The organism is Mesorhizobium cantuariense (assembly GCF_042647205.1).
Lineage (GTDB): Bacteria > Pseudomonadota > Alphaproteobacteria > Rhizobiales > Rhizobiaceae > Mesorhizobium > Mesorhizobium cantuariense.
In genome coordinates this window covers 4,689,407-4,709,789 of sequence record NZ_JBHRVD010000001.1, presented here as the reverse complement: position 1 = coordinate 4,709,789, position 20,383 = coordinate 4,689,407, and the positions used below count along the sequence as shown (strand labels likewise).

28 protein-coding genes and 1 tRNA gene are annotated in these 20,383 nt (G+C 62.6%); 18 read left to right on the top strand and 11 right to left on the bottom strand.

Annotated elements, in window-relative coordinates; all coding sequences use genetic code 11:
* Positions 1-63 precede the first annotated feature (63 nt).
* Positions 64-1,311: an ABC transporter substrate-binding protein gene (locus tag ACFOJ9_RS22930; protein WP_378981572.1), complete on the bottom strand. Its 1,248-nt coding sequence runs from the start codon at positions 1,309-1,311 to the stop codon at positions 64-66.
* A 63-nt stretch (positions 1,312-1,374) separates the two neighbouring features.
* Positions 1,375-2,418, bottom strand: coding sequence for a LacI family DNA-binding transcriptional regulator (locus tag ACFOJ9_RS22925; protein ID WP_378981570.1), 1,044 nt, complete (start codon positions 2,416-2,418; stop codon positions 1,375-1,377).
* Between the two features lie 461 nt (positions 2,419-2,879).
* Between ACFOJ9_RS22925 and ACFOJ9_RS22920 the strand changes: the two genes are divergently transcribed.
* The 4 genes from ACFOJ9_RS22920 to ACFOJ9_RS22905 all read left to right on the top strand — a co-directional run bounded on the left by ACFOJ9_RS22920 (position 2,880) and on the right by ACFOJ9_RS22905 (position 3,876).
* Positions 2,880-2,955: transfer RNA gene (locus tag ACFOJ9_RS22920), tRNA-Cys, on the top strand.
* 216 nt (positions 2,956-3,171) lie between these two features.
* On the top strand, positions 3,172-3,378 hold the full coding sequence (locus tag ACFOJ9_RS22915; protein ID WP_378981568.1) for a hypothetical protein: 207 nt from the start codon (positions 3,172-3,174) through the stop codon (positions 3,376-3,378).
* Positions 3,379-3,383: 5 nt separating this feature from the next.
* Positions 3,384-3,575 carry a hypothetical protein gene (locus ACFOJ9_RS22910; RefSeq protein WP_027160878.1) on the top strand — a complete coding sequence of 64 codons (192 nt, stop codon included), beginning with the start codon at positions 3,384-3,386 and terminating at the stop codon, positions 3,573-3,575.
* A gap of 76 nt (positions 3,576-3,651) precedes the next feature.
* A complete protein-coding gene (locus ACFOJ9_RS22905) occupies positions 3,652-3,876 on the top strand; it encodes a DUF6500 family protein (protein ID WP_378981565.1) in 225 nt (74 codons plus the stop codon).
* On the opposite strand, the gene ACFOJ9_RS22900 is transcribed toward ACFOJ9_RS22905, so the two are convergent.
* Entirely contained in the window at positions 3,877-4,143 is a 267-nt protein-coding gene (locus ACFOJ9_RS22900) for a DUF1488 family protein (RefSeq protein WP_378981563.1), read from the bottom strand.
* On the bottom strand, positions 4,140-4,388 hold the full coding sequence (locus tag ACFOJ9_RS22895; RefSeq protein ID WP_378981561.1) for a hypothetical protein: 249 nt from the start codon (positions 4,386-4,388) through the stop codon (positions 4,140-4,142). The genes ACFOJ9_RS22900 and ACFOJ9_RS22895 overlap by 4 nt, the downstream gene beginning before the upstream one ends.
* A 249-nt stretch (positions 4,389-4,637) precedes the next feature.
* Here ACFOJ9_RS22895 and ACFOJ9_RS22890 point away from each other — a divergent pair, with 249 nt between their 5' ends.
* The 5 genes from ACFOJ9_RS22890 (at position 4,638) to ACFOJ9_RS22870 (ending at position 8,289) form a co-directional block, all read left to right on the top strand.
* Positions 4,638-4,991 (top strand): co-chaperone GroES, encoded by a 354-nt coding sequence (locus ACFOJ9_RS22890; protein WP_378981559.1) that lies wholly within the window; start codon positions 4,638-4,640, stop codon positions 4,989-4,991.
* 100 nt (positions 4,992-5,091) lie between these two features.
* Positions 5,092-6,723 carry a chaperonin GroEL gene (gene groL, locus ACFOJ9_RS22885; protein ID WP_378981557.1) on the top strand — a complete coding sequence of 544 codons (1,632 nt, stop codon included), beginning with the start codon at positions 5,092-5,094 and terminating at the stop codon, positions 6,721-6,723.
* Between the two features lie 149 nt (positions 6,724-6,872).
* Positions 6,873-7,031, top strand: a complete 159-nt coding sequence (locus ACFOJ9_RS22880; protein ID WP_352870515.1) for a hypothetical protein — start codon at positions 6,873-6,875, stop codon at positions 7,029-7,031.
* 262 nt (positions 7,032-7,293) lie between these two features.
* Positions 7,294-7,608: a GYD domain-containing protein gene (locus ACFOJ9_RS22875; RefSeq protein ID WP_095200474.1), complete on the top strand. Its 315-nt coding sequence runs from the start codon at positions 7,294-7,296 to the stop codon at positions 7,606-7,608.
* A 183-nt stretch (positions 7,609-7,791) separates the two neighbouring features.
* A complete protein-coding gene (locus ACFOJ9_RS22870) occupies positions 7,792-8,289 on the top strand; it encodes a GAF domain-containing protein (protein WP_378981554.1) in 498 nt (165 codons plus the stop codon).
* Positions 8,290-8,317: 28 nt separating this feature from the next.
* Here the strand turns inward: ACFOJ9_RS22870 and ACFOJ9_RS22865 are convergent, their stop codons facing one another.
* From ACFOJ9_RS22865 to ACFOJ9_RS22835, 7 genes are all read right to left on the bottom strand, one after another.
* A complete protein-coding gene (locus ACFOJ9_RS22865; RefSeq protein WP_378981552.1) occupies positions 8,318-9,367 on the bottom strand; it encodes an alpha/beta hydrolase family protein in 1,050 nt (349 codons plus the stop codon).
* 199 nt (positions 9,368-9,566) lie between these two features.
* Positions 9,567-10,625: a helix-turn-helix domain-containing protein gene (locus tag ACFOJ9_RS22860; RefSeq protein WP_378981550.1), complete on the bottom strand. Its 1,059-nt coding sequence runs from the start codon at positions 10,623-10,625 to the stop codon at positions 9,567-9,569.
* A gap of 103 nt (positions 10,626-10,728) precedes the next feature.
* Positions 10,729-11,784, bottom strand: a complete 1,056-nt coding sequence (locus tag ACFOJ9_RS22855) for a YeiH family protein (RefSeq protein WP_378981548.1) — start codon at positions 11,782-11,784, stop codon at positions 10,729-10,731.
* 167 nt (positions 11,785-11,951) lie between these two features.
* Positions 11,952-12,236: a type II toxin-antitoxin system RelE/ParE family toxin gene (locus ACFOJ9_RS22850; RefSeq protein ID WP_378981546.1), complete on the bottom strand. Its 285-nt coding sequence runs from the start codon at positions 12,234-12,236 to the stop codon at positions 11,952-11,954.
* Positions 12,233-12,514: a type II toxin-antitoxin system ParD family antitoxin gene (locus ACFOJ9_RS22845; protein ID WP_378981544.1), complete on the bottom strand. Its 282-nt coding sequence runs from the start codon at positions 12,512-12,514 to the stop codon at positions 12,233-12,235. Before ACFOJ9_RS22845 ends, ACFOJ9_RS22850 begins: the two co-directional genes overlap by 4 nt.
* Positions 12,515-12,627: 113 nt before the next feature.
* A complete protein-coding gene (locus ACFOJ9_RS22840; RefSeq protein ID WP_378981542.1) occupies positions 12,628-13,005 on the bottom strand; it encodes an ester cyclase in 378 nt (125 codons plus the stop codon).
* A gap of 189 nt (positions 13,006-13,194) precedes the next feature.
* Complete coding sequence (locus ACFOJ9_RS22835) at positions 13,195-14,187, bottom strand: carbon-nitrogen hydrolase family protein (protein WP_378981540.1); 993 nt, start codon at positions 14,185-14,187, stop codon at positions 13,195-13,197.
* Between the two features lie 428 nt (positions 14,188-14,615).
* On the opposite strand from ACFOJ9_RS22835, the gene ACFOJ9_RS22830 reads away from it, so the two are divergent.
* From ACFOJ9_RS22830 to ACFOJ9_RS22790, 9 genes are all read left to right on the top strand, one after another.
* Entirely contained in the window at positions 14,616-15,083 is a 468-nt protein-coding gene (locus tag ACFOJ9_RS22830; protein WP_378981538.1) for a GNAT family N-acetyltransferase, read from the top strand.
* A gap of 152 nt (positions 15,084-15,235) precedes the next feature.
* Positions 15,236-16,669, top strand: coding sequence for an aldehyde dehydrogenase family protein (locus ACFOJ9_RS22825; RefSeq protein WP_378981536.1), 1,434 nt, complete (start codon positions 15,236-15,238; stop codon positions 16,667-16,669).
* Positions 16,670-16,838: 169 nt separating this feature from the next.
* Positions 16,839-17,249: an antitoxin Xre/MbcA/ParS toxin-binding domain-containing protein gene (locus tag ACFOJ9_RS22820; protein ID WP_378981534.1), complete on the top strand. Its 411-nt coding sequence runs from the start codon at positions 16,839-16,841 to the stop codon at positions 17,247-17,249.
* Positions 17,243-17,941 (top strand): RES family NAD+ phosphorylase, encoded by a 699-nt coding sequence (locus ACFOJ9_RS22815; protein WP_378981532.1) that lies wholly within the window; start codon positions 17,243-17,245, stop codon positions 17,939-17,941. Before ACFOJ9_RS22820 ends, ACFOJ9_RS22815 begins: the two co-directional genes overlap by 7 nt.
* Positions 17,942-18,006: 65 nt before the next feature.
* Positions 18,007-18,339: an ArsR/SmtB family transcription factor gene (locus ACFOJ9_RS22810; protein WP_378981530.1), complete on the top strand. Its 333-nt coding sequence runs from the start codon at positions 18,007-18,009 to the stop codon at positions 18,337-18,339.
* Between the two features lie 16 nt (positions 18,340-18,355).
* Positions 18,356-18,862: an arsenate reductase ArsC gene (locus ACFOJ9_RS22805; RefSeq protein ID WP_127270862.1), complete on the top strand. Its 507-nt coding sequence runs from the start codon at positions 18,356-18,358 to the stop codon at positions 18,860-18,862.
* A gap of 5 nt (positions 18,863-18,867) precedes the next feature.
* Complete coding sequence (locus tag ACFOJ9_RS22800; RefSeq protein WP_378981527.1) at positions 18,868-19,557, top strand: aquaporin; 690 nt, start codon at positions 18,868-18,870, stop codon at positions 19,555-19,557.
* A complete protein-coding gene (gene arsC / locus ACFOJ9_RS22795; RefSeq protein WP_378981525.1) occupies positions 19,554-19,976 on the top strand; it encodes an arsenate reductase (glutaredoxin) in 423 nt (140 codons plus the stop codon). Before ACFOJ9_RS22800 ends, arsC begins: the two co-directional genes overlap by 4 nt.
* Before the next feature lie 63 nt (positions 19,977-20,039).
* Positions 20,040-20,360: an ArsR/SmtB family transcription factor gene (locus ACFOJ9_RS22790; RefSeq protein WP_378981523.1), complete on the top strand. Its 321-nt coding sequence runs from the start codon at positions 20,040-20,042 to the stop codon at positions 20,358-20,360.
* Positions 20,361-20,383: the final 23 nt, after the last annotated feature.

Below are 20,383 nucleotides of genomic sequence, written 5' to 3'. Positions count from 1 at the left end.
CCGAGGCGACCCCACCCGGACCTGCGGTCCGACTTCCCCCCGAGGGGGAGGTGGGGTTGGCGCTTATTTCTGCGGCGCCTGGTCGATGATCGACTGCATCGTCTCCTGCGCATTGGCGATCGCGCCGTCGACATCGTCGCCGAAGAAGACCTCGTTGATCATCTGCGTCCACGGCCCGTTGGCGGAGTTGATCAGGTCGTTGAACACCACCGAATAGGGTGTCTTGCCCTTGGCCATGGCCTCGGCGGCGATCTGATAGCGTGGATCGAGATCCTTCAGCGCCTCCTTGGCGATGTCGCCGCGCACCGGCAGGCTGCCGTATTTGGCCAGGATGGTCTGGCCCTCGAGCGAATAGGCGAAATCGAGGAACTCCTTCACCACGGGCAGTTTCGTGGTGCCCTTGGTGACGACGAAATTGTCGCCGCCGGCAAAGGACGACCAGCCGCTATCCTTGCCCGGCAGGAAGGTGACGCCGTAGTCGATATCGGGATACTGGGTGTTGAGCGCGCCGATGGCGAAGGCGCCGGACGGCGAGATGCCGATATTGCCGGCGGCGAAGGCGGCAAAGAAGTTGGCGCCGGTGTCGGTCTGCGCGCCTGCCGGCACCAGATCCTTCTTGACCATCGAGCGGTAGAGATCGATGGCGCCGCGCAGCTGCGGGCTGTCCAGCGTCGCTTTCGAGCCGTCCTCCGAGAGGATGTCGCCACCCGACGCCCAGATCAGCGGCGTGAAGGTGAAGATGTTGCAGCCGCCGCAATTGCCGGAGAAGTAGAAGCCCTTGATGTTGCCGCCGAGCGCGTTGACCTTCTCGGCGTCGGCCGCGATCTCGGCCCAGTTGGTCGGGCCTTTTTCAGGGTCGAGGCCGGCCTGCTTGAACAGTTTCTTGTTCCAGATCAGCACCGAGGCGTCGGCGGAGAACGGCAGCCCGTAGATGTGGTCCTTGTAGGTGCCGGTCTTCACATGCGCAGGCGACAGGCTCGAGAAATAGGGCAGGGACTTGGCCCAGTCGGTGATGTCCTCCAACTGGCCGGCGGCGGCGAAGGAGGGCGTGTAGATCAGGTCGAGCGACAGCGCGTCGGGCGCCGTGCCGCCGGCCGCGGCCGCGCCGTATTTCGGGATGATCTCGGCATTGGGGATGATGTCGAGCTTGACCTGGTTGGTGTGCGCCTTGTTGTAGGCGTCGACGATCCTCGGCATGAAATTCGAGCCGTCGGCGCGCACCCAGATGTTGGCCGTCTCGGCGGCCGCGGCACCGACGCCGCCACCCAGAACGGCAGCGGCCAGGGCCAGTTTGGCAATAAGGTTCCTCATGTTCTCCTCCTCCAGGGTTGGCCGCGGTACGCGGCTTGGCGCCGATTGCGCGGCGCTTGGTTTTCAGCCATCCAGCGGATGGCCGCATGACTGTCGCACCACCAGCCGGCACGGCAGTTTTCGAATGCCCGGCGCGGCGGGCTTGCCGCCGACCAGCGAAAGCAGGGTCAGCCCGGCCTCGCGCCCGAGGGCGACCAGGTTCATGTCGATGGAGGTCAGCGGCGGACGCGTCGCCTCGGCCACGATCTCCCAATTGTCGAAACCGATGACGCCGACATCGCCGGGAACGCCAAGGCCACGCTCGCGCAAGGCATCGATGACGCCGCGCGCGATCTGGTCGTTGCCGCAAAAGACGGCGTCCGGCCTCTCGGTTTTGCCATCGAACAGCCGCGCCACCGCCTCGTGCCCCCAGGCTTCCGACCAGGAGCCGAGCAGCGGTTCGGTGACCGGCAGGCCGTTTTCGATCAGCACGTCGCGGTAAGCCTGCGCCCTGGCGTGCACCACGGCAAAGCTCGCCGGCCCGGTGACATGGGCGATGCGCTTCCAGCCCAGCCGGCACAGATGCTCGACCGCCAGCCGGGCGCCGTCGGCGTCGTCCGAAACGAAGGCGATGGCGTCGGGATCGGGCTGCGTGAAGGCATAGATCACCGGGACGCGCAGATTGGAGAGGTCGACGGGCAAATGGCGGTCGATGCGCTTGCCGGTGGCGATGATGCCGTCGACGCGCTTGTCGAGCATTGCGTCGACATGCATCTGGCCAAGGCGCGGGTCTTCCTCGACATTGCACAGGAACACCGAGACGCCATTGTCGACCAGCGCGTCCGAAATGCCCGACATCAGCGGCAGCGAGAAGCGGCCATAAGTATCGTTGGTGAGCAGGCCGACGGTGAAACTGCGCCGCCTGAGCAGGCTTTGCGCCAGGCTGTTGGGCCGAAAGCCGAGACGCCGCGCCGTCTCGCGAATGCGCTCCCGCGTCTCCGCGGTCATCCGCCCCTGATCGTTGAGCGCCTTGGAGGCGGTGGCGACGCTGACGCCGGCCTGCGCGGCCACGTCACGCAGGGTGACTGGCTTGGAAAAGACCGGAACAGGCAGATCATCCGATGGCATCGCGCCGAGAATCCTTAGCTGGGAAAAGGTTTTCTCTTACAGGTCGAAAACAGACCCGGCACGCGGCCAAGCCCGATCGGAAGTGTTTGGAAAAACCTTTTCTCAAGTCAAGGCTAGGCCAGATCGGGTGGCGGTTCAAGCGGGAAAGTGGGTTGGGGGGAAAGTGGGTTGGGTCAGGCCAATCGCTTCGGGCTTGGAATTCGTCCCATCTCTTTCTTTCCGAGTGCTGGCGCCGTCCTCACCTGCCTGCCGGCATCCTCTCGCCGTTCGTGACGGGAGAGGGGCGCTCTCATCGCCGGTCTCGTCAATCTCCAGCGTCGCAGGATAGGCGCCGGCGGCGGCCGGGCAAATCTGGCCGCTACACATGCTGGCGCGCGCTCTGAAAATCGATGCCGAAAACCCTGAACAATCCCTCTGGCTTAACCTTTCCGCAAGTATTTGCCCGCTACTTCGACAGCGATGGCCTCGTGGCGGAGCGGCTACGCTGGAGACTGCAAATCTCTGAAGCCTCGGTTCGATCCCGAGGCGAGGCCTCCAAAAATCATCTACTTCGCGTTGAGCCGCGGTCTCAACATGCTGCAGGTCAGTCAATTCCCAGCGCGCAGCTTCGTGCGTTCCGAAGGAAGGCAGCGTGGATCGGCCGTTGGGCGGTCCCAATTTTGCATTTGGCATGCAGGGCGCTCGCGAAAAGAGTGCTATGGAAGGGAGACGAGCGTCCTTGCTCCGCTCTTCCCGACATTCGAGGTCATTTTCGTGCGTGAACCGTCGCTGCTGCCCGTCTTTGGAAAACTTGGCCTCAAGGCGCCTGTCGCCTTCGTGGCGGCGCCGGCCCGGTCGGCAGGCGTCGTGTCGCGCCTGCGGGAGCTTGCGACCGCGCATGGCGGCATGGCGCTGAAGCTGTCGGTCATCGCCTGGACGGTGCTGATCCTGGGCGCCGTGTTTTTCATGATGCAGGGCTGACCGGCATGGCCAACCGCTACACACTGCGCATGGAGCTTCCCCAGAGTTGGAGTATCATCGATGTCTTCACCGGCCAGCCTGCCGTGGTCCGGCAAAAGGTGATGGTCGGGATGGGCCCGCGTGAGGCCGAGGACATGGTCGTGCAGATGAATGTCCGCGACGTCAAACGCCGCGAACGGGCCGAGCGCAAGGCCTGAACTGCCGCAGCAATGGCCTGAGACCAGCACCTTGTCGCGGGGAAAGGGCCTGCGCACCAAGAATCAAAGGATTCCCGTGAGAGCCAGCCTGAAGCAGAAGATACTGGAGGTCTGCGACCGCAAGATCTCCGAAAAAGGGACCGGCGTCGGCGTGTCGTTCTATGCGTTCTTCGCCAACAGGAACGACGACCCCGAACTCTTGATGGAAGCCGCCGAATGGTGGATCAGAACCCACCGCCTCGACCATTTTGAAAAAGCTGAAAAGATACGCACGATGGTCGAGAAAATGGATTTCGGCTGATCAGCCGAAATCAGCCGCCGTCAGCACATACATGCTCTTGCGGGTGCGGTCGTAGGCCTTCGACGCCACCTCACGAATGGTGCTGCTCTCGGTGTCGAATGTCTGGAGGTAGCCGGCTTCATTGGCCGCGGCTCCCGGCCGCATCTTGGCCATGGCGTCGGCGGCGACGGAGAAGGATATCTGGAACATGCCGTCATGTCCGACGAAACGGATACGCTGGCCGGCTTCGTCATAGCTGCGGCTGCGGTTGGGGAAGGTGAGACTCATGTCTTTGCCTCCGTGGCTTTCTTGGTCACCCGCTTCTTTTTCGGCGTCGGATTAAGGGCCTCGGCGACGCGGTCGGCCTCTTCCTTGGCCAGCCGCAACTCCCTCAGCCTTGCCGTCTTGATCTCCCTGGCCCTTGCCTCGGACATGTATTCGGCGGTTGCCTTGTTGCGCTCCGCCGTCTTCTTCTGCTTGTCGACAAAGCGGGCTTCAGCTTTTTCCATGATCGTCTGATTGCCTTCGGCCATCGAAGAAATCTCCCTTGTGCCTGAAATCGTGAAAGTGAACTTGTCCGATAAATAGGCACTCGATCGGCAAAATTCAATCTTTTGAAATATTTGACCCCTTGCCGATATCACGAAACGGCAAGCCGAAATAATACTTTTGAATATTTAATTTCGGCCGTGAATAATTTTTGGCACTCCTATCTATCGAGTGCCAACGCGTTTATAGAGGAGGGGCGTGGCCGCCTGTGCCGGCCCCAGAAAGAAGTTCCCATGAAATTTCGGCCCCTCCACGACCGCGTCGTCATTCGTCGCGCTGAAGGCGATATCAAATCCAAGGGCGGCATCATCATTCCCGACAATGCCAAGGAAAAGCCGCAGGAAGGCGAAGTCATCGCCGTCGGCCCGGGTGCACGCGACGAAAACGGCGCGCTTGTTCCACTTGACGTCAAGGCTGGCGACTTCATCCTGTTCGGCAAATGGTCGGGGACCGAGGTCAAGATCGACGGCGAGGACCTTCTGATCATGAAGGAAGCCGACATCATGGGCGTTATCGACAAGAGCGAGACGGGCGTTATCGACAAGAAGGGCGCCGAGAAGACAGTGCCTGCCAAGAAAGCCGCCTGATTGGAGCGCTGCGTGTCCTTCGGGATGCGCAAGGGACACTCCGGGCTTTGATCATGGAGGGCAGGGCTCTGCCTTCCTCAACCGAACTGGATAAAAAATCATGTCTGCCAAGGAAATCAAATTCTCCACCGATGCGCGCGACCGCATGCTGCGCGGCGTCGAGATCCTCACCAATGCGGTGAAGGTCACGCTCGGCCCCAAGGGCCGCAACGTCATCATCGACAAGGCCTATGGCGCGCCGCGCATCACCAAGGACGGCGTCACCGTCGCCAAGGAAATCGAGCTTGCCGACAAGTTCGAGAACATGGGCGCGCAGATGGTGCGCGAAGTGGCCTCGAAGACCAATGATCTCGCCGGTGACGGCACCACCACCGCCACGGTGCTGGCCGCCTCGATCCTGCGCGAAGGCGCCAAGCTGGTTGCCGCCGGCATGAACCCGATGGACCTCAAGCGCGGCATCGACCAGGCGGTTTCTGCCGTGGTCAAGGAGATCCAGGCGCGCGCCAAGAAGGTCAAGTCGTCGGCCGAGATCGCACAGGTCGGCACCATCGCCGCCAATGGCGACGCCAGCGTTGGCGAGATGATCGCCAAGGCGATGGACAAGGTCGGCAATGACGGCGTCATCACCGTCGAGGAGGCCAAGACCGCCGAGACCGAGCTCGACGTCGTCGAAGGCATGCAGTTCGACCGCGGCTATCTCTCACCCTATTTCGTCACCAATGCCGACAAGATGCGCGTCGAACTGGAAGAGCCCTACATCCTCATCCACGAGAAGAAGCTCGGCAATCTGCAGGCGATGCTGCCGATCCTCGAAGCGGTGGTGCAGAGCGGCAGGCCGCTGCTGATCATCTCCGAGGACGTCGAGGGCGAGGCTCTTGCCACGCTGGTCGTCAACAAGCTGCGCGGCGGCCTCAAGGTCGCGGCCGTCAAGGCGCCGGGCTTCGGCGATCGCCGCAAGGCGATGCTGGAAGACATCGCCGTGCTGACATCAGGCCAGATGATTTCCGAGGACCTCGGCATCAAGCTTGAAAACGTCACCATCGAGATGCTCGGCCGTGCCAAGCGCGTGCTGATCGAGAAGGACACCACCACCATCATCGACGGCGCCGGCACCAAGGCGACGATCCAGGCGCGCGTCGCCCAGATCAAGGGCCAGATCGAGGAGACGACCTCCGACTACGACAAGGAAAAGCTGCAGGAGCGGCTGGCCAAGCTCTCCGGCGGCGTTGCCGTCATCCGCGTCGGCGGCGTCACCGAGTCGGAAGTCAAGGAAAAGAAGGACCGTATCGACGACGCGCTGAACGCAACGCGCGCCGCGGTTGAAGAAGGCATCGTGCCCGGCGGCGGCGTCGCTCTGCTGCGCGCCCGCTCGGTGCTTGGCGGCCTGACCGGCGCCAATGCCGATGTCACGGCCGGCATTACGATCGTGCTTAGGGCGCTCGAAGCGCCGATCCGCCAGATCGCCGAGAATTCCGGCGTCGAAGGCTCGATCGTCGTCGGCAAGCTCACCGACAGCAAGGACCACAATCAGGGCTTCGACGCCCAAAACGAGACCTATGTCGACATGATCAAGGCGGGCATCGTCGATCCGGCGAAAGTGGTGCGTACCGCACTGCAGGATGCCGGCTCGATCGCAGCGCTTCTGATCACCGCCGAAGCGATGATCACCGATATCCCGGCCAAGGATGCGGCACCTGCGGGCGGTAATGGCGGCGGCATGGGCGGCTACTAAGAGATTCGGCCGGCCTGCGAAGGTGGTTTCATAGAAGCCACCTTTCAGACCTGACCTGAATCAGCCACGCCGGCACTTCATTGGAGCCTGGATAACTACCGCCGGGGGATTTTCTCCCGGCGCAGGCCTCTAGCCCAGGAGACGGATCCATGATCACGTTCGTGCGGAAGCCAGAGACGGTCGTCACGACCGAAAAAACCGAGGAAAGCCGCTTCGACCGCATCCGTAGGATTGCCGCCGACAAGCACAAGAAATCCGATTCCAACACGGCGACGCCATCAAAGAGCGAACCCAAACGCCCGATGTGAGGCGGCGGAGACGCCGCTACTGGCCCGAGCTCGATGCCATTGGCCGAGCCGTGATCCAGCCAGATCACCTGCGCAATCCCGGTGGCTGCTATCGGCATGTCCGGTATTGTCATTATATTAGCTTAAGCGCATATTCATCCGGCAGTGGCCCTTGGTCGCCAACGCGTCCAAGGGCGCCTGCAATTGTTCCGAAAAATAAATCGCTCCGTGCCGCTCGAATTATGGAGCAGCCACGAGACAATGACATTTGGAGGAAATACCCATGAAAGTGACTATTTTGGCAAACTATGCGCCTCATGCCGCCAAAGGACTGATGCAAGGCTCGGACAGGCAAGCTGCGGTCAAGGCGCTTTTCGAAAGCGTTGGCGGCAAGGTGACCAGCGTGATGTTCACGCGCGGCATCTATGACGTCGTCGTCAATGGCGAGGTGCCGGACCAGTCAGCGGGGATTGGCATGTCCCTTGCGGTGCGAGCGAGCGGCTCGCTGACCGAAATGGTTGTCCTAGAAGAACTCGACATGAAGGCTGTGCTTGCGGCCGCCAACAAGGCTGCCGGCGCGTACAAACCCGCGGGCTAGTGGACTTGCCTTCTTGATCAAGGCAGCACGGTTCGATGGACGTGCCGTGCTGCCTTGCGTCGGATGGCGCATCTTCTCCCGACTTTCGCGGCGACTGGAATTCACGCTAGTATCGTCCGGTGGTCGTTTGGTGCAGAGAGCTTGCGGAAACGCAACCGCGATTCTGAGTACGGAGACAAGTTCATGTTTGCGGCCAAGGCCATCGACACGTCAGATAAGGCCGCGTTCTACCGCGACCTCGCCACGCAATTGAAGGCGCTGCTCGACGGCGAGCGCGATTCGATCGCCAACGCTGCCAACACCGCAGCACTGATCTTCCAGATGGTGCCGGACCTCAACTGGGCCGGCTTCTATTTTCTGCAGTCGGACGAGGAAATGGTGCTCGGACCGTTCCAGGGCAAGCCGGCCTGCGTGCGTATCGCCGTCGGCAAGGGCGTGTGCGGAACCGCGGTCGAACTCGGCACCTCGATGCTGATCAAGGACGTGCATGATTTTCCCGGCCACATCGCCTGCGACGCCGACTCGCGCTCGGAACTGGTGGTACTGCTCGAGGACGACGAGGGCGTCTTCGGCGTGCTCGATCTCGACAGCCCGCTGCCGGCCCGCTTCGACAAAGCCGACCAGGCCGGCATCGAGACGCTGGCGGCAATCTATGCTGCTTCGAGTTCGTTCGAGGATTGAACGACGGCCTGACTGAAAGCGGCCGCACCTATGGATCGGTCTTCAGCGCGCGAGTGAAAGCCACGACTGCCATATCGATCAGTTGCGCGTGAATCTCACCGCGCGACCGTCCGCCGCCATCGTCGCAAACCGGGTCACCAATCTGTTCTGATGCAATGATGCCGGCCGCGCCGGGTTTGCACTCACCGAACATGCTGTAGTGGCTGGCATCCTCGATCGTCGCATAGCTCGCCTTTGAAATCGCTTCTGCGATCCCGGATGCGTCGGCAGCCGCGGGGATCTTTCCCGGCCGGCCAAGATTGACGATATCGACCGGAATGCTGATGCCGGCAAAGCTTTTGACGTCGAAGACATCGGAGGGGGCGGGATCGATCGCCATGGCGAAGTGAATGCGCTCATCCTTGTTGTCACGACCGGCGGCCTGCAAATCCATGGCGTGAAGATCAACGCCGCTTTGCCGGACCCATTCGCAAAGTGAGGCATTGAGCAGGTCCGTATCGCAATAGGCCGCGAGCAATTTCGGGTCGACGCGGGCACCGGCTATCGCGAGCGCGGTGTTGCCGCCCATGGAAAGACCGATGACACCCACTTTGCCTTGCTCGAGATGCTCTCTGAAGAAGGCGTCCTTCTCTATCGTGGTCAGGGCTGCCGTGAGATCGGCGGGCCGCAACCAGAGTTTCATGGTCTCGGCGGCGGATCTGTTTTTCCCCGTGTTTCCCGGATGTGTGGGAGCGGCGACGACGAATCCCTGCCTGGCCAAGGGCGTCGCGATCCAGCTCAGGGCTTGCGGGTTTCCCGCCAGACCGGCGCCGTGCGAAAGCAGGATGAGTGGAAATTTTCCGTCAGCGATAGGCGCGTCGCGCATGGCCGACGTTCCGACGAAAAGCGCGGTGTCGCCTGATATAACCTTCTCGCCGCCCGGTTGTGCCGGGTACCAGACCGTCACGTCGAGATCGATGCCGCGCTCGTTGGATGGGGCAAGAAACTGACGAACGCCGACAGTGTCGCCGGCGTTGGCCGCGTGTTGCATCAGCGCCGTGGAAACAGCGACGGCGCAGAGCATGGTCCAGAATTTCATTGAAATCTCCGTTGTCGAACGCGCGCTATGGCTGGCGAGGCCGGAGGCTTCAGCGTCCGGGCAAGTGGCGGTCATGTTCGATTGCTGTGTTGACGACCCGATGTCAGCGGATCGGAGCGAAGCCCGCGACCTCGATCGTGATCAAGGACGTGCTTTATCGCGATTGAGTACCGTTCAATGCGGAACGGCGCTGCCGATTTCAGCCACCCGCCGGGTTCGCAAGCGAGGGCGCCACGTCAGGCGCGTTCCGCTCCCGCCAGGCGAGCGGGGTCATGTCGGTGACGCGGCGGAATTCGCGGTTGAAGTTCGACTTGGTCTGGAAGCCGACCGCAAGCATGATCTCCGTCACGGACTGATCGGTCTCGCTCAGCAGCCGGCAGGCCTCGGTGATGCGGTATCCGTTGACATATTGCGAGACGTTCCTGGCAGTGGCCCGGTTGATCGCCGCCGAAATCTGCCGCGCCGGAATTGCGGCGCGCCGGGCAAGGCGGTTGAGGTTCAGATTGGCGTCGCGATAGAGTCCTTTCTCCCGCATCAGTTCGTTGACTCTGGCGATCGCCTCGGCGTCTTCGCCGGCATCGGGTGGGGACGAAGCCTCGGCGGGCTCGGCGGCATTGAGCGGCACATGGCTTTGGCTGGCAGCAGCCGCCGCGACGCCGACAAAGACTAGGATGAACAGATTGGCGATGCCGATCACTGTCGCCGCGCGGTCGCCGTGGCCGGATGCCAGGTCGAAGGACACCAGCATGTCGACCAGTCCTCCCGACAGGCACAGCGTCACCGCCGCGGCAATGATCGCCCGATAGGCCGGGACCGCGCCGTCGAAAGGGGCAAGGCGAAGCCCGTCCGCGCCGGAGCGAAGCAGCCAGAGAATGGCAGCGGCGTAGATGAAATCGATTGATATCAGCGCGACGTCGATCGCCTCACGCCAACAAAACACCAGCACGATGATGATGACGGCAGGCTTTGCATGGATCCCCAGCAGCGCCGGCCACCGGCGGTTGCTGGTCCGGACCAGCCTCGATACGCCGGCGTAGAGCAGCGACGGCATGATCGCGGCGGATACCGGAGCGATATAGCCGACTTCGCTGATGCCATAGCCCCAACGCAGTCCGGTGAACACCGATTGCAGTGCGGCGACGAGGATCAGGCAGAGAAACGGCAGGTTCGGTGCCGACTCATCCTCGCGCCGGGCGACGACCCAAAGCAGGATGAATAGCAACAGGGCGACGACGAAGGGCAAGGGGACAAATGGCATGAATCGGGTGCGGGCTCGCGTGTTGATGCGCGGACCCTAGCCGATGTGATTTTGATTCCCAAACACGCTTGTGCCGTCCAGCCTCTGGCGCTCGCAATCAAGCTCAGGCGAACTTCACCAGCATCAGGCTGAAGCAGCCGATGAACAGGAAGGCCGAGAAGGCGAGCGCCAGCGGGCGCAGGCCGCGTGAGCGCAACTGCGAAATGTCGGCCTGCAGGCCCATGGCGGCCAGGCCCATGGTCAGCATGATGGTGGTGGCGAGCGCCATTGCCGATTTCACCTCGGCCGGCACCGTGACCAGGCTGTTCAGCGCGACGATGGCGACGAAGGCGGCGACGAACCACGGCATGGGTGGCCGGGCCGCCGAGTGATCGCTGCTCTTGCGGCGCGCCATCAGGCCGAGCGCGATGACCATCGGCGCCAGCATGGCAACGCGGGTCAGCTTGGCGACGGTGGCGATCTCGCCGGACTGGGTGCCGTTCTGGAAGCCGGCGCCGATCACTTGCGCCACCTCATGGATCGAGGCGCCGGCCCACAGGCCGAAAGCGTGCTGGTCGAGGCCGAGCATGGGCGCCATGAGCGGGAAGCCGAGCATAGCGACGGTGCCGAACAAGGTGATCGAGGCAACGGCGTAGGTGACGTCCTCGTCACGTGCATCGGTGACGATGTTGGTGGCGACGATGGCCGAGGCGCCGCAGATCGAGGTGCCGGCTGCGATCAACTGCGCCAGCTTGGCGTCGACGCCGATCAGCCGGCCGAGCGTGATGGTAAAGATGAAGGTGGCGCCAAGCGTCGCCGCGACGATGCCGACACCGCCGGCGCCGATGGAGACGACCTGGCCAAGCGTCAGCTGGAAGCCGAGCAGCACGATGGCGAAGCGAAGCAGCCGGCGCTGCGAAAACGCGATGCCGGCCTTGGCATGGGCGGGCGTGCCGAGCACGTTGGCGTAGATCATGCCGGCGACGACGGCCAGGATCATCGGGCTGAACAAAGCGAAGCCGGAAACATTGCGGGCCGAGAAGGCGACGCCGGTGATCATCGCGACGAGCACGACGCCGGGTACGATGCCATTCCAATTAAGGGATTTTCGCCCTTGTGTCTGATCGGCAGGAAACGCGCTTTTCGGAATATCGTTCGCGAAGTGGGAAACGGAAGACAATGCAATGCTCCAGGCGGGTATGCTGGGAGAATGTCATTCCCGAACCGATCTTTCCAACGAATTATTCTCGTTAGAACGATCGATTTTTACGAACGATTGTCATGGGGCAGCATGCATTGGCTCTCTTTGGGTCTGCCCATAGTTAACTCCTTCAGAGAATCGTCCGGCTAGAGCAATTCTTGCCACTGCCGTGCGCCATGGATAACACGCACGATCTCCGCGCCGTCCTCGATCTGGCGATAGAGGATCAGGTAATTTCCTGCGGGGAAGGTGCGCAAGCCCGCTCGCACTTCCGGTCGAGCAACGCCCATTCCCGGCATGTCGGCGATTCGCTGGCATGGAGCATGGATTTCGTCATACCACCGCAATGCCGCAGAGGGACTATCCTCGGCGATATAGAGCGCGATGGCCTCAATATCCGCTTCGGCTTCGGGCCGTAAGCGCAGCGTCATCGCAACTCGCGCTCGGCGATCCTCGCATCGAGCTTGCTTTTGATCCGGGCGAAGGCTTCGCGTCCGTCGACAGCGTTGCCGCTTGCTATGCCTTCGTCCCAAAGCCGGCCCAGCTCGTCGACAGCCTGTTCGCGTTGCGTGCGGCGAAACTTCCACTCGCGCAACGCCTCACGCATGACTTCGCTTGCCGAGGCGTATTCGCCCGCCGCGACGACCTCGCGCATCATGGTTGCCATTTCAGGGGTGAGGGCAACGCTCACCTTCTCGACATTCGCCATCCGCATAGTCTCCTACGCACGCAAGGTAGGCAAGTTTACCACCAGCTGCAAGGGCGATGGATGGCTCGCATGCTTGACGATGCTTCCGACCGGAGGATGCGGTGCCGCAGCCGTCAAAGCTGCGCCTCGATCGCGGCCTTGTCGATCACCGACCAGACGTTCCGGATCCTGTCGTCGAGGAATTCATAGAAGACGTTCTCGCTGAAGGTGACCTTCCGGCCGTTGATGGGCAGGCCGAAGAAGGTTCCCTTCGGCGTGTAGTTGAACTGAAGGCGGCTGGCTATGAACGGTGGTTCGGCGATCAGCAGCTGGATGTCGAAATAGAGATCCAGGATTTCCCGAAAATCGCGCTCCAGCATTTCCTGGTAACCCGACAGCCCGGCGCGGTCGCCATTGTAGTGCACCTCGTCATGAACGAAGCGATGCAGCTTCTGCCAGTCCTGATTGTTGAGGCAGGCGATGTAGCCTCGATAGTGGTCAGTCACGGTCACGGCGATGGCTCCGGTGCTGGCGTGATTGGAAAAGGTCACGCTCGAGCAGGAAGATAGAACGACCGCGGGTGCAGTCCAGATGGACCGATCAATTGGGAGAAAGGCGGGGGCGTAGAGCCGGAAGGGCGGGTGGGCAAGCACCCGCACCAACTCGCCACTGGCAGCGCCGCAAGCCGGCGTGACGCCTCACTAGAACATGCCGCGGTCGTTGCTCCGCTGGTCGTCCTCCACCAGATGCGGCTGATAGATTCCCGCTCGCGCCGTTCGCCGCCAGGGCCGGGCCGGGTCTCCCGGATTGCTGTTGATATCGGCGACGGCAATCGCGGGGGTTCCATCGGCTGGACATTGCGCCGCCCACCGGCCGCCGGGAGCAACGATTCCCGAAGGCGCGGTCAGGCTGTGTTGCGCGGGGATGGAGAAACTGGCCCAATAATTGTTGCTTGCCGCGTGTCCCTGCATCTCGACGGCGAGGGCCGGGCCATCGGTGTGAGAGTTTGTCGAGAACAGGACACAGTCGACGTCGAGCCTCTCATACTCGATAAAAATCTCGGGAAAGTGCGATTCCATGCCGAGCGTGCAGCCGAAGCGGATCCCGTCGACCTCAAACGTCACCGGGGTCGAACCCGGTGTGTACATGAAGGAGATCTTGGTGTTCGACAGCATGCGTTCGTCATAGCGCGTCTCCAGATCGCCGCGATCGGAGACGACATACAGGCTGCTGTGCGGCCGGCGCGGCTGGCTGAGCCGATGCACCGAGCCGAAGACCGTCCACAGTCCAAGCTCACGCGCAAGCGCCGTCGTTGCCTCCAGTTCCTCGCGCAGCACCGCCCATTCGAACCGGTTCCAATCGGCCGGCCCGATTGGTTCGCGACCGCCGGCCGACATGATGCGCTTGTTGGGGGAGCAGGTCGCGCCTTCGGGAAAGTGCAGCAGTCTCGCGCCCGCCTGCCGCGCCTCTCGCATCAGGCGCCGCATCTCCAGCCCGCTGCCGCGCAGTGCGCCGATGTCGCGAGGATCGTCATGGACGGTGCTTTGCGCCACGGCCAATCGCACCGATCTCACTTCGGGCGCCGGATTATCCGGCGCGCCGCGGTGAAAATGCCTGAGAGCAGCCGTGTAGGACTCGCCTGTCTTGGCAGCGCGAGCCCGCACACGACGTTTGAAATTTGCGTTTTGGGTCATTGTCATGGCCTTTCACGTCCCAGATGGCGTTCCCCAGCAACCACACCCGAAACGATCGGACCAAGACAGCGGCCTGAGACTGGAAAGCCCCTTTGCCTCCGTTAAAAGACCGTGCTGGGGACGGTCCCTGGAGGTTCGGCGCAGGCCACGCCGTGGAGAATGATGCCGATGCGGTGCTGCTTCGTCAACCACTCACAGGTGGTGACCTGGGAAGGCGAGGCACTGTCTTGACAGCGCCACGCTTCCTGCGCCAGCTTGACGCCATGTTCATTCTCGCGCCCACAAATACCAAGCGACGCCGTCCCTGCACAGTGCGGAGCGGCAAGCTGATTGCGCGACGACAACGACCGGCACGATAGACCCGGTTCGTTCGTTTCCAGCCCCGCCCGCGACACCGCCGGCGGGTTTTTCATGTCCGGAGCACTTTCATGACCAACAATTCTTCCATCCGGCTTCGGCCGGCCGCGCCGGCGGATGCCGCTGCGATCAGGGATATCGTTCGGGCTGCCTATGCCAAATGGGTGCTGGTGATCGGCCGCGAGCCGCTGCCGATGCGCGCCGATTACGACAAGGCCGTTGCCGAGCATCCGTTCGATCTCGCCGTCGAGGATGGCGGCATCGTCGGGATGATCGAAACCATCCTGGCCGACGATCACCTCTGGATCGAGAATGTCTGCGTGGTCCCGCAGGCGCAGGGCAGGGGGATCGGCCGGCTGTTGCTGGAGCTGGCCGAGCGCAAGGCAATCGAAGCGGGCCGCCTCGAGCTTCGCCTGCTGACCAATGGCGCCTTCGAAGCGAATGTGTCGCTCTACAAGAGGCGTGGCTATAGCGTGGATCGGGAAGAGCCGTTCATGAATGGTGTCACTGTCTATATGAGCAAACGATTGGCTGGCTGACGCAAACAGACAGATTGCCGCTGGCTCTCTGGCACAACGACTGGCGCGCTGGCTCAATGCGTTCCGGGGTTGTGTTTGACAGCGGCGTTTGTGCATCGTTATCTCCAGCCAGATATGACGGCCGGCACGGCCATGCGGCCAAGGAGAAAACCATGTCACACGATCTGCAGTTCTATATCGATGGCGCGTGGGTCGATCCTGTTGTGCCCAACTCATTCGACGTCATCGATCCGTCGAATGAGGATGCCTTCGCGCAGATCTCGCTCGGCTCCAAGGCCGATGTCGACAAGGCGGTGGCCGCCGCCAAGCGCGCCTTCAACAGCTTTGGTTTCACCGAGGTCGGCGAGCGGCTCGAACTCTTGAACCGCATCATCGCGGTCTACAAGAAGCGCAGCGCCGATCTTGCGGTTGCCGTGTCGCGCGAGATGGGTGCGCCGCGCCAGATGGCGTTGGACAGCCAGGTCGGCATCGGTCTTGCGCATCTGCAGAAGATGGCCGACGTGCTCAGGAGTTTCGAGTTTCGCCACGTCAAGGGCAACCATCTCGTGGTCAAGGAGCCGATCGGCGTCGTCGGCCTGATCACGCCGTGGAACTGGCCGCTCAACCAGATCACCTGCAAGGTCGGTCCGGCGCTTGCCGCTGGCTGCACCATGGTGCTGAAGCCGTCCGAGATCGCGCCGCTCGACGCCATCATCTTCGCCGAGATCCTCGACGAGGCCGGCGTGCCGAAGGGCGTGTTCAACCTCGTCAATGGCGACGGACCGGGCGTCGGCCAGGCGCTCTCCAGCCATCCCGACATCGACATGATGTCGTTCACCGGTTCGACCCGCGCCGGCATCCTGGTGGCCAAGGCCGCCGCCGACACGGTCAAACGCGTGCATCAGGAGCTTGGCGGCAAGTCGGCCAACATCCTGTTCGGGGATGTCGACCTAGCAAGCGCCGTCACCAAGGGCGTCGCCGGCTGCTTCAGCAACAGCGGCCAGTCCTGCAACGCGCCGACACGCATGTTCGTGCCGCGCGACCGCCATGACGAGGCGGCCGGCTATGCCAAGGTGGCCGCGGAAAAGTTCACCGTCGGCCCCGCTGACGCCGCCGGCACCAAGCTCGGACCAGTCGTCAGCCAGGTCCAGTTCGACAAGATCCAGGACCTGATCCAGGCCGGCATCGACGAGGGTGCGACCCTGGTTGCCGGCGGGCCTGGCCGTCCGGCCGAACTCAACCGCGGCTACTACGTCAGGCCGACGGTGTTCGCCGACGTCACCCACGACATGCGCATCGCGCGCGAGGAGATTTTTGGACCGGTGCTGGCGATCATGCCCTATGACAGCGTCGACGAGGTGATCGAGACCGCCAACGACACCGTCTATGGTCTCGCTTCCTACATCCAGGCCAAGGACATGAAGAAAGCACGCGAAGTGGCGGCGCGCATGCGCACCGGCAATGTCTACATCAACTATCCCCAGTGGGACGCCGGCCTGCCGTTCGGCGGCTACAAGCAGTCGGGCAACGGCCGCGAATATGCCGAATACGGGCTCGAGGACTTTTTGGAGATCAAAGGCATCGCGGGCTATGAGGCGGCAGAGTAGGTACGTCACAGTTTCAGGCTGGCGGCAATGCCGGCCTGTGATGCAATCCAGGGGCGCGGCCCGCGATGTGGGGCCGCGCCTTTTTCATTTGCATCCAGCCTTGCCACCTCGCGCACTCTTGCCAATTGGCAAATACATGCTATATATCTGCCAATAGCGAGGCACCAAAATGCAGCTTCAGTCCATTGTCACGACACCGGCCACGGTCGGAAGCGTCATCACTGATGACGAGGCTGGCGCGCTGGCGCGCACCACGGTCAATCTGTTCAAGGTCTGGAATCTTAGCGACGTCGAGGCCTGCATCCTGCTCGGCGGCATATCGGCCCGGACCTGGGCGCGCTGGAAGGAAGGCGGCATCGGCAGGATTGACCGCGACCTGCGCACCCGCATGGCGCACCTGATGGGCATCCACAAGGGCCTGCGCTATCTGTTCACAGAGCCGGCGCGCGGCTACGCTTGGATCCGCAAGCCCAATGCCACCTTCGGCGGACAGTCGGCTCTCGACCTGATGCTGCGCGGCGAAATCTCTGATCTCTCGGCGATGCGGGAATGGCTCGATGCGGAGCGTGGTGCATGGTGAGTGGGCTTGCGGTCCGTCGCCGCGTCGACTGGCACCAGACCTTCCGCATCATCCGCTCCATCCATCCGCCCATCGACCTCTTCGAGGACATTGCCGACCCGCGCGACTGGGAGGCGCTGGCCGCCGTCGAGGCGAAGACCAACCCGCGCATAAGGTTCGAGATCGGCGACCTCGGCAAGGTGTCTGCCGCAAGGCGGGTTTCGGGCCCCGGCGCAAGCTTCGTGATGGCGCCCTTCGTGCATTGCTCGACGCTCAGGCCAGGCCGTTTCTCGGATGGCAGTTACGGGATCTACTATACCGGCGACAGCGAGGAGGTGGCGCTGGCCGAGACCATCCACCACCATCAGAAATTCATGGGCGCCACCAACGAGGGTCCGGGCTGGACAGCGGATTTCCGCGTGCTGATCGGCAGCGTCGACCGTGACCTCGATGACGTGAACGCCGTGCCCGGCGTGCTCGACCCCGACGATTACACCGCCTCGCAGGCGGAAGGGCGCGCGTTGCGGGCCGAAGGCAGCGACGGGCTGGTGTGGAACAGCGTGCGCATGCCGGGCGGTGGCTGCATCGGCATCTTCTGGCCTGATGTCATCACCATTCCCGTCCAGGGCCGCCATTACAGCTACCATTGGGACGGCGCCCGCGTGGATTTCGTGCGCCAGCACGATACGGGAAAGGTGCTTGCCGTCACATGATGGTGGCGGACACGCTTTACAGATCGCGGGGAAACAGATATCCATAAATCCAAGGATTTGGATATATGGATAAGAAAGACACTTTGAATGCGCTGGCCGCACTTGGCCAAGAGACGCGGCTGGATGTCTTCCGGCTGCTCGTGCGCGCCGGTTCGGAAGGCATTCCGGCGGGCGAGATCGCGACAAGGCTGGACACGGTCCAGAACACTATGTCGGCGCATCTGAAGGTGCTCGCCCATGCCGGGCTGGTCCGCCCCGAACGCGACGGCCGGATCGTGCGCTACGTCGCCGACATGATCGGCTTGCGCGACCTGCTGGCCTATCTGATGGAAGATTGCTGCAATGGCGCGCCGGAACTGTGCCAGCCCGTGATCCAGGCGGTAACCTGCAAATGCTAGAAGGGAGGCATGCACCATGAGCGAACCGTACAACGTTCTTTTCCTCTGCACCGGCAATTCGGCGAGGTCGATCATCGCAGAGGCGATTCTCAATCGTATTGGCGCCGGTAAGTTCAAGGCCTATTCGGCCGGATCGCATCCCAAAGGGGCGGTGCATCCCTACACGCTCCAGCTTCTGAAGAACCTCAATTACGACACGTCCTTTGCCCGTTCGAAGGACTGGGAAGAATTCGCGGTTCCCGGTGCGCCGGAGATGAATTTCGTTTTCACGGTCTGCGACAACGCCGCCAATGAATCGTGCCCCGTCTGGCCCGGGCAGCCGATGACCGCACATTGGGGCGTGCCTGATCCGGCTGACGCGGAGGGCACCGATGCCGAAAAACATCTGGCCTTTGCCGAAGCCTATCGCATGCTCAACAACCGGATTTCGATCTTCATCAGCCTGCCGATGAGCATGGTCGACAAGCTTGCCCTGCAGAAGCGGCTGGATGAAATCGGCCGCAACCTGCCGAAGGCCGGCTGAAGCTCGTGGCGAACGACCTGCCACGCCGCATCGTAGCGGAAGCTTTGGGAACCGCGCTGCTCGTCGCGACCGTGGTCGGCTCCGGCATCATGGCCGCCCGGCTGACACACGACGTCGCCGTTTCACTGCTCGGCAACACGCTGCCGACCGGGGCGATCCTCGTCGTGCTGATCACGATACTGGGACCGATCTCGGGGGCGCACTTTAATCCCGTCGTCACGCTGGTATTCGCGCTCCGCCGCGAGATCGAGGCGAACGTGGCGCTTGCCTATGTCGTCGCCCAGGTCGCGGGCGGCATCGCCGGGACGTTTCTGGCCCACGCCATGTTCGAACTGCCGATCCTGCAGGCCTCAGCGACGGTGCGGACCGGAACCGGGCAATGGCTCGCGGAGGCAGTCGCCGCCTTCGGCCTTGTCTTCACCATCCTGGCAGGCCTGCGCTTCCGCTCAGACGCGATCCCGTGGCTGGTCGGGTTGTACATCACCGCCGCCTACTGGTTTACCGCCTCGACCTCCTTCGCCAATCCGGCCGTCGCGATCGCCCGCGCCTTTTCCGATACGTTTTCTGGCATCCGCCCGGTCGACCTGCCGGGCTTCATTGCCGCCGAATTGCTGGGGGCTCTGCTGGCCATGGCGCTGGCGGGCTGGCTGCTCGCCGAACCGAAACCAACAAGACAGATAAAGGCTGCCGAATGACCGTCACCATCTACCACAACCCCGATTGCGGCACCTCGCGCAACACGCTGGCCATGATCCGCCAGTCCGGCGAAGAGCCGCAAGTGATCGAATATCTGAAGACGCCGCCGTCGCGCGAAAGGCTGGTGGAGCTGATCGCGGCGGTGGGCATGACGCCGCGCGACCTGCTGCGCGAAAAGGGCACACCCTATGCCGAACTCGGCCTTGCCGATCCGAAATGGTCCGACGAGGAGATCCTCGATTTCATGCTGGCGCATCCGATCCTGATCAACCGGCCGATCGTGGTCAGTCCGCTCGGCGTCGTCCTGGCGCGGCCATCGGAAAAGGTGCTGGACATCCTGCCCAACCCTCAGATCGGCGCGTTCACCAAGGAGGATGGCGAGGTGGTCACTGACGCCTCGGGCAAGCCTGCCGGCTGACGCTATTTCCATATTTTTCGAAATTTGGTTGACGGCGCGAAAAGTGTCGCGTAGCTTATTTCCATGAAACTCGAAAAAGCAGCCGCCCAGCTCGAAGCGCTCGGCAATCCGACGCGGCTTCAGCTCTATCGTATCCTGGTGCGCGCCGGCGATGACGGGCTTGCCGTCGGCAATGTCCAGGGCAAGCTCGACATTCCGTCCTCGACGCTGTCGCATCACCTCAAGCGGCTGGTCGACACCGGTCTTGTCACGCAGGAGCGGCAAGCGACGACGCTGATCTGCCGCGCCAACTATCCCGGCATGAATGCGCTGATCGGCTATCTCGCCGACGAGTGCTGCGCCGACGCCACTTGCGCGCCCGCCGCCGGCAAAGCACTGGCTTGATTTTTTTGCGCCTGTAATTCGAA

Excerpts from the sequence above, each read along its gene's own strand:
- ACFOJ9_RS22930 (WP_378981572.1), bottom strand. The coding sequence starts at position 1,311 with ATGAGGAACCTTATTGCCAAACTGGCCCTGGCCGCTGCCGTTCTGGGT.
- ACFOJ9_RS22925 (WP_378981570.1), bottom strand. The coding sequence starts at position 2,418 with ATGCCATCGGATGATCTGCCTGTTCCGGTCTTTTCCAAGCCAGTCACC.
- ACFOJ9_RS22910 (WP_027160878.1), top strand. The coding sequence starts at position 3,384 with ATGGCCAACCGCTACACACTGCGCATGGAGCTTCCCCAGAGTTGGAGT.
- ACFOJ9_RS22900 (WP_378981563.1), bottom strand. The coding sequence starts at position 4,143 with ATGAGTCTCACCTTCCCCAACCGCAGCCGCAGCTATGACGAAGCCGGC.
- ACFOJ9_RS22895 (WP_378981561.1), bottom strand. The coding sequence starts at position 4,388 with ATGGCCGAAGGCAATCAGACGATCATGGAAAAAGCTGAAGCCCGCTTT.
- ACFOJ9_RS22890 (WP_378981559.1), top strand. The coding sequence starts at position 4,638 with ATGAAATTTCGGCCCCTCCACGACCGCGTCGTCATTCGTCGCGCTGAA.
- groL (WP_378981557.1), top strand. The coding sequence starts at position 5,092 with ATGTCTGCCAAGGAAATCAAATTCTCCACCGATGCGCGCGACCGCATG.
- ACFOJ9_RS22880 (WP_352870515.1), top strand. The coding sequence starts at position 6,873 with ATGATCACGTTCGTGCGGAAGCCAGAGACGGTCGTCACGACCGAAAAA.
- ACFOJ9_RS22875 (WP_095200474.1), top strand. The coding sequence starts at position 7,294 with ATGAAAGTGACTATTTTGGCAAACTATGCGCCTCATGCCGCCAAAGGA.
- ACFOJ9_RS22870 (WP_378981554.1), top strand. The coding sequence starts at position 7,792 with ATGTTTGCGGCCAAGGCCATCGACACGTCAGATAAGGCCGCGTTCTAC.
- ACFOJ9_RS22865 (WP_378981552.1), bottom strand. The coding sequence starts at position 9,367 with ATGAAATTCTGGACCATGCTCTGCGCCGTCGCTGTTTCCACGGCGCTG.
- ACFOJ9_RS22860 (WP_378981550.1), bottom strand. The coding sequence starts at position 10,625 with ATGCCATTTGTCCCCTTGCCCTTCGTCGTCGCCCTGTTGCTATTCATC.
- ACFOJ9_RS22850 (WP_378981546.1), bottom strand. The coding sequence starts at position 12,236 with ATGACGCTGCGCTTACGGCCCGAAGCCGAAGCGGATATTGAGGCCATC.
- ACFOJ9_RS22845 (WP_378981544.1), bottom strand. The coding sequence starts at position 12,514 with ATGGCGAATGTCGAGAAGGTGAGCGTTGCCCTCACCCCTGAAATGGCA.
- ACFOJ9_RS22835 (WP_378981540.1), bottom strand. The coding sequence starts at position 14,187 with ATGACCCAAAACGCAAATTTCAAACGTCGTGTGCGGGCTCGCGCTGCC.
- ACFOJ9_RS22830 (WP_378981538.1), top strand. The coding sequence starts at position 14,616 with ATGACCAACAATTCTTCCATCCGGCTTCGGCCGGCCGCGCCGGCGGAT.
- ACFOJ9_RS22825 (WP_378981536.1), top strand. The coding sequence starts at position 15,236 with ATGTCACACGATCTGCAGTTCTATATCGATGGCGCGTGGGTCGATCCT.
- ACFOJ9_RS22820 (WP_378981534.1), top strand. The coding sequence starts at position 16,839 with ATGCAGCTTCAGTCCATTGTCACGACACCGGCCACGGTCGGAAGCGTC.
- ACFOJ9_RS22815 (WP_378981532.1), top strand. The coding sequence starts at position 17,243 with ATGGTGAGTGGGCTTGCGGTCCGTCGCCGCGTCGACTGGCACCAGACC.
- ACFOJ9_RS22810 (WP_378981530.1), top strand. The coding sequence starts at position 18,007 with ATGGATAAGAAAGACACTTTGAATGCGCTGGCCGCACTTGGCCAAGAG.
- ACFOJ9_RS22805 (WP_127270862.1), top strand. The coding sequence starts at position 18,356 with ATGAGCGAACCGTACAACGTTCTTTTCCTCTGCACCGGCAATTCGGCG.
- arsC (WP_378981525.1), top strand. The coding sequence starts at position 19,554 with ATGACCGTCACCATCTACCACAACCCCGATTGCGGCACCTCGCGCAAC.
- ACFOJ9_RS22790 (WP_378981523.1), top strand. The coding sequence starts at position 20,040 with ATGAAACTCGAAAAAGCAGCCGCCCAGCTCGAAGCGCTCGGCAATCCG.